The 11,774-nt window shown below is 59.9% G+C and carries 13 protein-coding genes; 4 read left to right on the top strand and 9 right to left on the bottom strand.

The window, feature by feature from the left end; translation table 11 throughout:
- The first annotated feature begins 99 nt into the window (after window positions 1-99).
- Window positions 100-447 (top strand): lysozyme inhibitor LprI family protein, encoded by a 348-nt coding sequence (locus tag QD461_RS32540; RefSeq protein WP_414091175.1) that lies wholly within the window; start codon window positions 100-102, stop codon window positions 445-447.
- Window positions 448-660: 213 nt separating this feature from the next.
- Here the strand turns inward: QD461_RS32540 and ilvD are convergent, their stop codons facing one another.
- Window positions 661-2,499: a dihydroxy-acid dehydratase gene (gene ilvD / locus QD461_RS32535; protein ID WP_414091174.1), complete on the bottom strand. Its 1,839-nt coding sequence runs from the start codon at window positions 2,497-2,499 to the stop codon at window positions 661-663.
- A 339-nt stretch (window positions 2,500-2,838) separates the two neighbouring features.
- On the opposite strand from ilvD, the gene msrP reads away from it, so the two are divergent.
- Both msrP and msrQ read left to right on the top strand, forming a co-directional pair.
- Window positions 2,839-3,789, top strand: coding sequence for a protein-methionine-sulfoxide reductase catalytic subunit MsrP (msrP, locus tag QD461_RS32530; RefSeq protein WP_414091173.1), 951 nt, complete (start codon window positions 2,839-2,841; stop codon window positions 3,787-3,789).
- Window positions 3,789-4,442: a protein-methionine-sulfoxide reductase heme-binding subunit MsrQ gene (gene msrQ / locus QD461_RS32525; protein WP_414091172.1), complete on the top strand. Its 654-nt coding sequence runs from the start codon at window positions 3,789-3,791 to the stop codon at window positions 4,440-4,442. The genes msrP and msrQ overlap by 1 nt, the downstream gene beginning before the upstream one ends.
- A gap of 33 nt (window positions 4,443-4,475) precedes the next feature.
- On the opposite strand, the gene QD461_RS32520 is transcribed toward msrQ, so the two are convergent.
- From QD461_RS32520 to QD461_RS32500, 5 genes are all read right to left on the bottom strand, one after another.
- Window positions 4,476-5,366, bottom strand: a complete 891-nt coding sequence (locus tag QD461_RS32520; RefSeq protein WP_414091171.1) for an efflux RND transporter periplasmic adaptor subunit — start codon at window positions 5,364-5,366, stop codon at window positions 4,476-4,478.
- Window positions 5,363-5,572, bottom strand: coding sequence for a DUF1656 domain-containing protein (locus tag QD461_RS32515; RefSeq protein ID WP_414091170.1), 210 nt, complete (start codon window positions 5,570-5,572; stop codon window positions 5,363-5,365). The genes QD461_RS32520 and QD461_RS32515 overlap by 4 nt, the downstream gene beginning before the upstream one ends.
- 4 nt (window positions 5,573-5,576) lie before the next feature.
- Window positions 5,577-7,649 carry an FUSC family protein gene (locus QD461_RS32510; protein ID WP_414091169.1) on the bottom strand — a complete coding sequence of 691 codons (2,073 nt, stop codon included), beginning with the start codon at window positions 7,647-7,649 and terminating at the stop codon, window positions 5,577-5,579.
- Entirely contained in the window at window positions 7,646-8,122 is a 477-nt protein-coding gene (locus QD461_RS32505; RefSeq protein WP_414091168.1) for a MarR family winged helix-turn-helix transcriptional regulator, read from the bottom strand. The genes QD461_RS32510 and QD461_RS32505 overlap by 4 nt, the downstream gene beginning before the upstream one ends.
- 164 nt (window positions 8,123-8,286) lie before the next feature.
- Window positions 8,287-8,838, bottom strand: a complete 552-nt coding sequence (locus QD461_RS32500; protein ID WP_414091167.1) for a TetR/AcrR family transcriptional regulator — start codon at window positions 8,836-8,838, stop codon at window positions 8,287-8,289.
- Here QD461_RS32500 and QD461_RS32495 point away from each other — a divergent pair.
- Window positions 8,825-9,499, top strand: a complete 675-nt coding sequence (locus QD461_RS32495; protein WP_414091166.1) for a DinB family protein — start codon at window positions 8,825-8,827, stop codon at window positions 9,497-9,499. The two genes, QD461_RS32500 and QD461_RS32495, sit on opposite strands and share 14 nt — an antisense overlap.
- 25 nt (window positions 9,500-9,524) lie before the next feature.
- Here the strand turns inward: QD461_RS32495 and QD461_RS32490 are convergent, their stop codons facing one another.
- The 3 genes from QD461_RS32490 to QD461_RS32480 form a co-directional block, all read right to left on the bottom strand.
- Complete coding sequence (locus QD461_RS32490; protein WP_414091165.1) at window positions 9,525-9,911, bottom strand: DUF2809 domain-containing protein; 387 nt, start codon at window positions 9,909-9,911, stop codon at window positions 9,525-9,527.
- A gap of 269 nt (window positions 9,912-10,180) precedes the next feature.
- Window positions 10,181-10,603 carry a 50S ribosomal protein L17 gene (gene rplQ, locus QD461_RS32485; protein ID WP_007690793.1) on the bottom strand — a complete coding sequence of 141 codons (423 nt, stop codon included), beginning with the start codon at window positions 10,601-10,603 and terminating at the stop codon, window positions 10,181-10,183.
- 140 nt (window positions 10,604-10,743) lie between these two features.
- Window positions 10,744-11,754, bottom strand: coding sequence for a DNA-directed RNA polymerase subunit alpha (locus QD461_RS32480; RefSeq protein WP_037152076.1), 1,011 nt, complete (start codon window positions 11,752-11,754; stop codon window positions 10,744-10,746).
- Window positions 11,755-11,774: the final 20 nt, after the last annotated feature.

Raw genomic sequence — 11,774 nt, 5'->3', positions numbered from 1 at the left:
AAGCATAAATGGACGTTTGCAGCGATAAAAAACAGGCTCGCTGAACAAAAACATGCTGTCATGCATTTCGCGTTGGGAATCGTCAAAAGGGAAGCAGATATGCAATTGAACAATCTTGCCGCCACCGCCCTCCTGATCACTCTCGGCATGGCCGGCACCTCACAGGCCGCCAGCTTTGATTGCGAGGCGCAGAACCTGAAACCCGACGAAAAGACGATATGCGACGTCAGGGCGCTCAACGATGCCGACGTGAAGATGGTGACGACGTTCGACCTGCTCTCCGGCCTTCTCGCCATGGGCTCGCGCGGCACACTGCAGGATCAGCAGACGGAATGGTTGAAGAAGCGGCAGTCCTGCGGCGCTGACGTGGGTTGTCTCAAATCTTCCTACGAGGAACGCCTGAAGCAGCTGAATGAGGCCTATAAGCAGATCAACCGACCGCTGTAAGGGTTTGGTTTGCCATGGCTTGAAGACCTTCACCGGAGATATCCCCTCTCCCCGCCTGCGGGGAGAGGGCTAGGGTGAGGGGCGAGTGCGCCTAGGCCAATTCTGCCGTCGCGGCAAATCTCCAAGAGGCCCCTCATCCGTCCTCTCACGGCCGAGCTCCGCTCGATCGTTCGAGTCCACCTTCTCCCCGCTTCGCAGGGCGAAGGGGCTTAGTTATTTGCCACCAAGATCTCTGACTGCGCCGCGGTCGGCACTCGTGGCGAAGGCCGCATAGGCCTTGAGCGCCGTGGTCACGTTACGCTTGCGCGGTTCGGCCGGATGCCAGCCCGTGGCATTCTGTGCTTCGCGACGCGCGGCAAGTTCCTTGTCATCGACACGCAGGCTGATGGTGCGGTTCGGGATGTCGATGTCGATCATGTCGCCTTCGCGGACCAAGCCGATCGTGCCGCCGTTTGCAGCTTCCGGCGAAGCGTGGCCGATCGACAGACCTGAAGTGCCGCCTGAGAAGCGACCGTCGGTGATGAGCGCGCAAGCCTTGCCGAGGCCCTTAGACTTCAGATAGCTCGTCGGATAGAGCATTTCCTGCATGCCGGGGCCGCCCTTCGGGCCTTCATAGCGGATGACGACGACGTCGCCAGCCACAACCTCGTTGCCGAGGATGCCCTTGACGGCAGCGTCCTGGCTTTCGAAAACCTTGGCCGGACCGGAGAACTTCAGGATCGATTCATCGACGCCTGCCGTCTTTACGATGCAACCGTCGAGCGCCAGATTGCCCTTGAGGACGGCGAGGCCGCCATCCTTGGAGAAGGGATGCTGGGCATCGCGGATGACGCCATTTTCACGATCGAGATCAAGCTCTTCCCAGCGTGCGCTCTGGCTGAAGGCAACCTGTGTCGGAACACCGCCGGGAGCGGCGCTGAAGAGTTCCAGAGCTGCCTTGTTGTCAGTAACGGCGATATCCCATTGCGCCAGCGCTTCGCCCAGCGTCGGGGCGTGGACGGTCGGCAGATCGGCATTCAATAGTCCGGCACGGTTCAGCTCACCGAGGATCGCCATGATGCCGCCGGCGCGATGCACGTCTTCCATATGAACGTCGGCCTTGGCAGGCGCCACCTTCGAAAGGCAGGGGACGCGCCGCGACAGGCGATCGATGTCATCCATGGTGAAATCGACTTCGCCCTCATGGGCGGCCGCGAGAATATGCAACACGGTATTGGTCGAGCCGCCCATGGCGATATCGAGCGCCATGGCATTCTCGAACGCACCCTTGCTGGCGATCGTCCGCGGCAGAGCCGTCACATCGTCCTGTTCGTAATAGCGTCTTGCCAAAGCGACGATCCGGCGGCCAGCCTCCAGGAAGAGTTCCTTGCGGTCCGAGTGAGTGGCAAGCGTCGAGCCGTTGCCCGGCAGCGACATACCGAGGGCTTCGGTCAGGCAGTTCATCGAATTGGCCGTGAACATGCCCGAGCAGGAGCCGCAGGTCGGACAGGCGGAGCGCTCGATGACCTGAACGTCTTCATCGCTGATCTTGTCGTCGGCAGCGGCAACCATGGCGTCGACGAGGTCGAGCGCGACCTTCTTGCCATGCAGCACGACCTTGCCGGCCTCCATCGGCCCGCCGGATACGAAGATCGTCGGGATGTTGAGGCGCAGCGAGGCCATCAGCATGCCGGGAGTGATCTTGTCGCAATTCGAAATGCAGACCATGGCGTCGGCGCAATGGGCGTTGACCATGTATTCGACGCTATCGGCGATGAGTTCGCGCGACGGCAGCGAATAGAGCATGCCGTCGTGGCCCATGGCGATGCCGTCGTCGACGGCGATAGTGTTGAATTCCTTGGCGACGCCGCCGGCCGCTTCGATTTCGCGCGCAACGAGCTGGCCGAGATCCTTGAGGTGGACGTGACCGGGCACGAACTGCGTAAAGGAGTTGACTACCGCAATAATGGGCTTGCCGAAATCGCTGTCCTTCATGCCCGTCGCGCGCCAAAGGCCGCGCGCACCGGCCATGTTGCGGCCGTGGGTGGTGGTTCTGGAACGATAAGCTGGCATGGTGTCTTCCTCGTCATCCTGGAATTTGTGCGGCGTCGGCAGGAGCCCAAGGTTTCGGGCCGAAGGGGACGCCGGCAACTCCGCTTTTTGGAATTGTCCTAATCCAATCGTGCAATACTGTCACTATCAACTCGAGCGAATCCGGTACGCCGCCGGGCAAGGGCTTCGTCCTATCAAACAAATCGCTCGACTAGACTTGGGACGGAAACGGCCCGATCACAAGCGCACACAAAAAGTTGCTTTCACTTCCAAAGAAATGCCAGCCTAAGAGTGTAACAAAATCCGTGCCTGCCGCGTATCGCTGATATCGAAGCCGCTACCGCATAGAGGAATTGTTCCATGGCCTTCTATCGTCCGCCGAAAATCACCTCAGCCGAGATCACCCCCCGCTCCGTCTACCTGAAGCGCCGCGAGTTCCTGACGGCCGCGGCGGCCGGTATCGGCATGGCAGCGATTGGCGATAAGGCGGCGATGGCTGAAGCGCTGACGGCGACCAAGAGCAATTATACGGTCAATGAGAAACTGACTCCGATCAAGGATGTCACTACCTACAACAACTTCTATGAATTCGGCCTCGACAAGGCCGACCCGGCCAACCTCTCCGGCAAGTTCAAGCCGCGGCCATGGACGATCAAGGTCGACGGCATGGTCAACAAGCCCGGCACGTTCGACATCGATGCGCTGATCAAGGAGTTTCCGCCGGAAGAGCGCGTCTATCGCATGCGCTGCGTCGAAGCCTGGTCGATGGTCATTCCCTGGGACGGCTTCCAGCTTTCGGCTCTGCTCGACAAGGTGGAGCCGCAGGGCAGTGCCAAATACGTGGCTTTCGAGACCGTGGTACGGCCGGAGGAGATGCCGGGCCAATCCGGCTTGCTGCAATCGCTCGACTGGCCCTATGTCGAGGGCTTGCGGCTGGATGAGGCACGCAACCCGCTGACTCTGCTGGCCGTCGGCCTCTATGGCGAAACCCTGCCAAACCAGAATGGCGCGCCGATCCGGCTCGTCGTGCCGTGGAAATACGGTTTCAAAGGCATCAAGTCGATCGTTCGTATTACCCTCACCGACAAGCAGCCGTTGAACACATGGCAGGTGACCAACAGCCAGGAATACGGCTTCTATGCCAACGTCAATCCGGCCGTCGATCATCCACGCTGGAGCCAGGCGACCGAGCGTCGCATCGGCGAAGGCGGGTTCTTCAGCTCCAACCGCCACCCCACCCTGCCCTTCAACGGCTATGCCGATCAAGTGGCCAGCCTCTATAGCGGCATGGACCTCAGGGTGAATTTCTGATGACCCTCTCCTTCGCTCTCCCCAAGCGTTGGCAATCTGCCTCCGTCTGGGCGCTCTACGTCGTCGGACTTTTGCCGGCCGCCTGGGAATTCTATCTCGGCGCGACGGACCAGCTCGGCGCCGATGCGGTGAAAACCTTCGAGCTTTTTCTTGGATTATGGGCGATCCGTTTCCTGCTGTTGACGCTTGCAGTTACGCCGCTTCGCGACCTCTTCGGCTGGAACTATCTGCGCTATCGCCGCGCGCTCGGCCTGCTCTGTTTCTACTACGCGCTGATGCATCTGACCGTCTATATGGTCCTCGATCAGGCGCTGGACGTGAAGGCGGTCATCGACGATGTGCTGAAGCGGCCCTTCATCATGTTCGGCATGGCGGGGCTCGTCATGCTGCTGGCGCTTGCCGTGACCTCGAACAACTTCTCGATCCGGCAACTCGGCAAGACATGGATCTGGCTGCACCGTCTGGTCTATATCATCGCCGCCTGTGGCGCCCTGCACTTCGCCCTGTCGACCAAGGTACTGTCGCTCGAGCAGTTCATCTATATCGGCCTGCTGATCGCGATGATCCTCTACCGGTCTTATCGGCCGATCATGATGGAGAGGCGGCGAGCTGCCCGCAGGCCAGTTGCAGCCTCAAGTTCCAGAGCGGCCTAAAGGCGACCGCCCTGATCTTTTCAAACCTTCAGGTCAGTCAGCCGCGCTGGCGATTTTCGGCTGCCCCTTCTCCTGCACCTCGGCTGTCACCGTCAAGCCGGCGATCAGCTTCGTGCCGTCGGGCACCTTGTCGAGCGCGATGCGCACCGGCACGCGCTGAGCCAACCGCACCCAGCTGAAGGTCGGCGTGATGTTGGCGAGCAGGCTGCCGGAGGTTCGTTCGCGATCCTCAATGCCGTAAGCGATGCTTTCGACGTGGCCGGTCAGTTTCTCGGCCTGCCCCATCAGATGAATGGCAACCTCATCGCCGACGTGGATGCGCGGCAGCTTGGTTTCTTCAAAATAGCCTTCGACTCGGAGGGAATCGGTATCGATCAGCGCGACCTTGGCGGTGCCGGCCGCGACGTAATCACCCGGACGCAGGCTGAGGTTCGAGATCGTGCCGTTGACCGTGGCGCGAACCTCTGAACGATTGAGGTTCAACTGGGCAAGCTCACGATTGGCCGTTGCCTGGCGCAGAGAGGCTTCAGCCTGCTCCTCGGCGGTCTGCGCCTGTTCCTTCTTCTGCATGGAGGCAGCGTCGCCAAGGCGTCCTTGCCGGTCGTTCTCACGGTGAGCCTGTTCGAGGGCGGCCTTGCTGCTTGCAAGTGCCGCATCCGCCTGCTCGAGCGCAATGGCGAAGCGATCGCGATCGACGCGAAAGAGAACTTCGCCCTTCTTGACGGTCTGGTTGTCCTTGACGAGGACGTCGCTGACGAGGCCAGAGACATCAGGTGCAATGCCGACGACATCGGCCCTGAGGCGTGCGTCGCGTGTCCAGGGCTCATCCATGTAATGCCCCCAGAGCTGACGACCAACATAGACGGCAGCGACGACGAAGATAAGAGTGACGGCCACACGGCCGATGAGTTTGAACGCGTTCATGTGAAGTACCAACGAGAGACAGAGGAAATGGCGCCGAGCAAAAGGACGTAAAGCGCGAGATCGAAAAGACCGCGATGCCAGACCAGAGTGTAGGCTCCGAGCCATGCGAGCAGGCGTCGAAGGATGATGACGGCAAACAGCGTCACGAGCATGAGAACGAGAAGGCGTGGGATGTAGACGCCATAAAGATCGAATTCTGCGGGCATGGTATTACTCGGCGGCAATGGGAAGTGGTTGAGCGGTGTCGGATACGGGCGGTCGCCAGCTCGCCGGCGGCTCGGCATGAGGGAAAAGTGCGCGGCGAAGGCCAACGAGAGCATCGAGGCTCGCGCGGCCGGCGTGCCGCTTTTCCTGCGCCACCGCCTCCAGGCTGCGGTCGATCGAGACGCGCAATTCGTCGGACGGGTCGATGGCGCTCTTGGCCTTCAGCCGTGAGCGATAGAAATCCGAAACGCCGATCAGGACTTCGCTTACGGATGCGGCAGCCGCTGATTTCAACTGGCCACGCTCCTTCTGCAGCATCAGAACGTTGAAGCCGAGGCGGACGTCGGCATAGCCGTCGACTTTCTTCAGCTCGCGGTCCTCAATGCTTGCGAGGCGCGGCACGAGCTGGCCCAGGCGATCGAGGATGCGGCCGGACAGGCGTTCATGATCGGCGCGGCGAATACCGGCGGCGGTGTCGGCAAGATCGGTCCAGCCGGCCCGCACCAGCCGCCGGGCGGCAAGTTCGGCGCCGAACGGACGCGTCAGCAGGGTCCAGACCAAGGCGAAACCGACGCCCGCCAGAGCTGCGACCGCACTATTGGCGAAAGCGCCAAAGTCAGCGGTATAGCGATCCTGCAGCGCGATGAAGGTCGCACCGTTCACCGCTAGCAGCATGGCGAGCATGTTGGTCTGCGGCCGCGGGATCAGCAGGCCCATCAACAGGAAGGGCGGAGCGAAGACCAGCACCAGCATCTCGAAGCCGGAGATCGATGGCAATATGCCGAAGATGTAGATGCTAGCGATGACAAGGCTCACTGCGCACCAGACGAACATCGAGGTGATGAATGGCGCCGGCCGATCGAGCGCGGCGAAAAACGAGCAGGCGACGGCGGCCATGGTGACGAAACCGGCGCCATCCTGCCATCCGGAATAGATCCAGAAGAGGCAGGCAACGGCGATGCCGACGACGACCGCGCTGGCCGAGAAGGCCAACAGCGCATAGTCATAGTGTCTGATGTGACCCACGACATTGCGGTGCCGGAAAGCGGGTCGCCATGTGCCGACCTGCTGCCCAGACGCGATCTGGTCGCGCAGCGTCAGGCAATCCTGCCAGAGATCGACGATCTCCTTCAGGCGATCCAGCGCGCTCGACCGGACAAGATCGTCCCAGCCGAGATCAATGTCGTTCTGCTGCAATTCCTCGATCTTTTTCGACAGGGTATTGGCGGTATCGTCAGCCTTGCCGCGACCGCCCTGCCCGAGCCAATCGGCAACATCGTTCAGGACTGCAACCAGTTCCTGCGGCAAAGGCTTTTCGCCGGCCTTCAGCGCATGCAGACGATCGGCGAGAGACGAGAAGAGCGGCAGCAGCATTAAGAGACGGCCGCGCAGCTCGCGGGAATGCCTGACGATGTCACGGCTGCCCGCATCATATTTGAGCTGGCTGATGACGAGATCGAGACCCGTGACATCGGAAGCCAGCTTCTGGCGCTTCAGCGGCGTAGCGGGAGACGCGCCCTCGCCGCGCAGGATTTCATCGGCCCAGGTGCCGGCATCATCCAGCCAGGAACCGATACGCTGACCGAGGGTCGTGCCGACGCTGCTCGGAAAGACGATGGCGCTGACGATGCTGGCGCTGACGATACCGATGATGATCTCCTCGGAACGGGAAAGCGCGACATCGAATACCGTTTCAGGCGCGCCGACGGTCGGAAGCGCAATCAACGGCAGCGAATAACCGGCGAGCATGAAGACATAGCTGCGCGAGGTACGATCCAGCATGGAGATGAAAAGCAACGTGCCGGTCCAGAGAGCGACGACGACGGAGAGCAGCTCCGGCGCATTGACGAAGAGCGGCACGAGGATCACCGATGCGGTAGCACCAATCAGCGTGCCGAGCGCACGATAAAGTCCCTTGGAGCTGGTCGCGCCGGCGAGTGGGTTGGCGACGACATAAACGGCAGCCATCGCCCAATAAGGGCGCGGCAGATCCAGCGACAGCGCGATGAACAGCGCCATGATCGCCGCGATGAAGGCCTTGATCGAAAACAGCCAATCGCGCCAGGACGGAATGCTCATTGGACCTTCTCCGGCTCCTGTTCTGCGGCGACGGCCTTCCACGTCTCGAATTCTTCGAAGGCCTTCAGAACGCGGACGGCAGCTTCAAGATCAGCCGGATCGACTTTGCCAAGGATATTTCCACGCAATTCGTCGAGGGCGTCTTCCATGCGAGCGGCCAGCACCTCGCCTTCCGGCGTCAGCCACAGGCCCTTCGCACGCCGATCCGTCGGATCATCCTTGCGAATGACCAGATCCATGCTTTCGAGCTGATCGAGCAGCCGGACCAGAGACGGGCCTTCGATACCGACATAGTTGGCAAGAGCCACCTGCCGCACACCGCCTCCCAATCGGCCAATCCAAAGCAGCGGCGCAGCCGCGGCCTCCGATATGCCATAGGAGCTCAGCGCGAGATCAACGACACGACGCCATTGGCGGCCAGTCGTCAGCAGATTGGCGGTGAAGATGCGTTGCAGGGCGATTAACTGTTTCATAGGAATTTATTAGCACTAAACTAATTAGCATTCAAATTATTATGATACGAAGCGCCATCTGAAACGGGAAAGGCAGCTATGCGCAAAATGATTGGCGGCAAGCCAAATTTGGCGCGATCACAGGTGCTCTGCGGCCGCGCGCCCGTCGGCGGCAGAGCCTCCCGTCATTCGACGGCGCCGAAGTAGGAGCAGATCATCCTGACCAGTTCCTGTTTCAACTCAGGCGAATGCAACGTATCTCTTCGCGCGCCGTTGTGGATCACGCCCTCAACGACACCGGATAGAAGCTGCGCGAGGACATCGTCCGATGCGCTCGAAACGTCTCCGCGATTGACCGCGACGAAACGCTTGTAATGGCGCTGATACTCCTCGAGGAACGCTTCATGCGCGGATCTCGACCCCTCCGTTCCCGGGACCTCATCCAGAAGCACCCTGTGCAGTTGTGGGTTCACGCCGTGAGCATCGATCATGCCCTGAACGAGAGTCTCGACATTATATCGTAACGGCATGCCAACCACCGTCGCCCGCCGCAGAACGGCTAGGACATCAGCGAAATGCCTCCTCCTTATGCCTTCGACCAAAGAAAGCTTGTCCGGAAAATACTGATAGAGCGAACCAATGCTGATCCCGGCGACAACAGCAACGGTGTTCGTCGTAAATCCTGCCCATCCGCGAGCGGCCAAAACGCGAGCACCCGATTCGATGATCGCCTCCACCGTTGCCCTCGACCGCGCTTGGCTCGGCTCTTTGCGCATCAGCGAACGCGGCTTTCTAATGCGAGTAGACATGCATCCCCCACTTCCGGAAAATATGAACAGATTACTCGCATTTCTCCGGCCAAAGAAAGGGCAAAGGTCCATGAGTGAAATGTCTGTGCTGCGAACGCTTTTCCGTTATCAAGCCTGGGCGAATGAGGAATTGCTCGACGCCATCGACCGCCTCGATCCTGAACAGCATGGCAAGGAGCGTCTCGCCTGCATGCGTCTAATGAATCACTCGCTGATCGTCGCCCGGATATTCGCCGCACATCTTGCTGGGCGCGAGCACGGATACCAAGATGACAATTCACCTGAACCACCCACCCTGCCCGACCTTCTTGCAACGCTTACGGCATCAGACCAATTGTATCTGCGATATATCGAAACGATCAGCGCGCCACTTCTTTCAGAAGCTCTGCCGTTCACGTTCACCGATGGAGACCGGGGCTGCATGACGCGTGAGGAGATGCTTCTCCATGTCGCCACGCATGGAGGTTACCACAGAGGCGAGATCGGCCGCATCCTGGCGCAGCTTTCCGTGACGCCACCCTGGGACACGCTTGCGGTTCATCTTCACCGCACCGATCCGTCACGTCGGCTCGCGGCGGCTGCGGAATGACGCGCAGCCGACTTCAGGCGAAGCGTCACCGCTTCGACAGCGCCCAATCCAGCGCGAAAGCTGCCGCGATACCGATTGCATATGCCAGAATGTTCCAGGGCGAGAATACTCGCCCCAGCAACAAGGCTCCGGCCGTGGTCAATCGAAATGCATCCAACGCGGGCGTGTGCCAAAGCCTGGAAAATTCGATAAGCGCGGCGACGATCATCGCCGCTGAGGTGGTCGTGATACGGCGCGCGCCGGGCAAGGCCGTGACCAGCAGCCAGTAGACCATGGCTCCCCACAATATCGAACCACCATTTTTGACGATCTCGAACGGCAAATGAACGGCATATCCGAACCGCCTGAGCACGAGGCCAAAAGCGATGGTCAGCAGGCACGCCAGAAACGGTGATATTCTTCTGCGTATCATGTCCCGCCTCACACCTAGAGCGTCGTGCTCCCTTTCGGAAGCACAAAGACGCTCTATCTCTTTGAATCTACGCATCAAGCTTTCCGAAAATCGATGCCGATTTTCGGACCGATGCTGTAGTACCACCCTCTACAGACAATCGGCGTATCACCCCAGCGTGCAATGCTGCCTCTCTCGCAACAGCGGGAACGAGCCACCGCTTCTACGCTGCAAACAAAAAAGGCCGGACGATCACTCATCCGGCCTTCATATCTTATCCGAAGCTGGCCTTACGCGGCGGCAGCTTCTTCCTCAGCGGCAACGCGAGCCTTGTCGGCTGCGCCCTTGGCAGAGGTATCGCGATCGACGAACTCGACAACTGCGAGAGCGGCATTGTCGCCCTGGCGGAAACCGGCCTTCATGATGCGCAGGTAGCCGCCGTTGCGGGTAGCGTAGCGCGTTGCAATCGCGTCGAACAGCTTGGCGACGACAACAGCGTCGCGGATCTGCGAGATGGCTTGACGACGAGCGTGCAGGTCGCCGCGCTTGCCGAGGGTAACCAGCTTCTCGACGATCGGACGAATTTCCTTCGCCTTCGGGAGTGTGGTGACGATCTGCTCATGGGTGATGAGCGAAGCTGCCATGTTGGCGAACATCGCCTTACGGTGGCTAGCGGTTCTATTCAGCTTGCGGCCGGCTTTACCGTGGCGCATTGCTATTCTCCTTCACTTGCAGGCACTTACTCGCCTGCCGTTTGAAACGAGCGCATGTCCCGCTCGGCCGAGCGAAAAGGTACATGCGCAATTCAAAATCCTAAGGCCAGCTTTAAGCGCTCCTTGGAGCGCTTGCGGCCTTAGTATTGGTCTTCGTAGCGCTTTGCGAGATCTTCGATGTTCTCGGGCGGCCATGCCGGCACTTCCATGCCGAGGTGCAGGCCCATGGAAGCGAGAACTTCCTTGATTTCGTTCAGCGACTTGCGACCAAAATTCGGCGTGCGGAGCATTTCTGCTTCGGTCTTCTGAATGAGGTCGCCGATGTAGACGATGTTGTCGTTCTTCAGGCAGTTTGCCGAACGAACTGACAGTTCGAGCTCGTCCACCTTCTTGAGGAGCGCCGGGTTGAAAGCCAGTTCGGTAACTGCTTCCTCTTCGGTTTCCTTCTGCGGCTCGTCGAAGTTGACGAACACGCCAAGCTGATCCTGAAGGATGCGGGCCGCGAAAGCGACTGCATCTTCACCGCTGATCGAACCGTCGGTTTCGATCGACATGCTCAGCTTGTCGTAGTCGAGAACCTGTCCTTCGCGGGTATTTTCAACCTTGTAGGACACCTTCTTGACCGGCGAATAAAGGCTGTCGACCGGGATGAGACCGATCGGAGCATCTTCCGCACGATTACGCTCGGCCGGGACATAGCCCTTGCCGTTATTGACGGTGAATTCCATGCGGATTTCGGCACCCTCGTCGAGCGTGCAGATGACATGCTCGGGGTTGAGGATTTCGATATCGCCGACCGTCTGGATGTCGCCAGCCGTTACAACGCCTGGGCCCTGCTTGCGCACGACCATGCGCTTGCTGTCATCGCCGTCCATCTTGATGGCGATTTCCTTGATGTTCAGCACGATGTCCGTCACGTCTTCCCGGACGCCCGGGATAGAGGAGAACTCATGCAGCACGCCGTCGATCTGCACGGCCGTTACAGCGGCACCGCGCAGAGAAGACAGCAGAACGCGGCGCAGCGCGTTGCCGAGGGTAAGACCGAAGCCACGCTCCAGCGGTTCGGCCACGAGCGTTGCCTTGGTGCGGCCGCTCGAGGTGAACTCGACCTTGTTGGGCTTGATCAGTTCCTGCCAGTTTTTCTGAATCATATTTTTGCCTTCCGTTCGTT

Origin of the sequence: Rhizobium sp. BR 314, from assembly GCF_047445805.1 — a bacterium.
GTDB lineage: Bacteria > Pseudomonadota > Alphaproteobacteria > Rhizobiales > Rhizobiaceae > Rhizobium > Rhizobium lusitanum_B.
This window is presented reverse-complemented; position numbering and strand designations above follow the sequence as displayed.

Excerpts from the sequence above, each read along its gene's own strand:
- QD461_RS32495 (WP_414091166.1), top strand. The coding sequence starts at position 8,825 with ATGATCGCCTCCACCGTTGCCCTCGACCGCGCTTGGCTCGGCTCTTTG.
- QD461_RS32515 (WP_414091170.1), bottom strand. The coding sequence starts at position 5,572 with ATGCCCGCAGAATTCGATCTTTATGGCGTCTACATCCCACGCCTTCTC.
- QD461_RS32520 (WP_414091171.1), bottom strand. The coding sequence starts at position 5,366 with ATGAACGCGTTCAAACTCATCGGCCGTGTGGCCGTCACTCTTATCTTC.
- msrQ (WP_414091172.1), top strand. The coding sequence starts at position 3,789 with ATGACCCTCTCCTTCGCTCTCCCCAAGCGTTGGCAATCTGCCTCCGTC.
- QD461_RS32510 (WP_414091169.1), bottom strand. The coding sequence starts at position 7,649 with ATGAGCATTCCGTCCTGGCGCGATTGGCTGTTTTCGATCAAGGCCTTC.
- msrP (WP_414091173.1), top strand. The coding sequence starts at position 2,839 with ATGGCCTTCTATCGTCCGCCGAAAATCACCTCAGCCGAGATCACCCCC.
- rplQ (WP_007690793.1), bottom strand. The coding sequence starts at position 10,603 with ATGCGCCACGGTAAAGCCGGCCGCAAGCTGAATAGAACCGCTAGCCAC.
- QD461_RS32505 (WP_414091168.1), bottom strand. The coding sequence starts at position 8,122 with ATGAAACAGTTAATCGCCCTGCAACGCATCTTCACCGCCAATCTGCTG.
- QD461_RS32490 (WP_414091165.1), bottom strand. The coding sequence starts at position 9,911 with ATGATACGCAGAAGAATATCACCGTTTCTGGCGTGCCTGCTGACCATC.
- QD461_RS32540 (WP_414091175.1), top strand. The coding sequence starts at position 100 with ATGCAATTGAACAATCTTGCCGCCACCGCCCTCCTGATCACTCTCGGC.
- QD461_RS32480 (WP_037152076.1), bottom strand. The coding sequence starts at position 11,754 with ATGATTCAGAAAAACTGGCAGGAACTGATCAAGCCCAACAAGGTCGAG.
- ilvD (WP_414091174.1), bottom strand. The coding sequence starts at position 2,499 with ATGCCAGCTTATCGTTCCAGAACCACCACCCACGGCCGCAACATGGCC.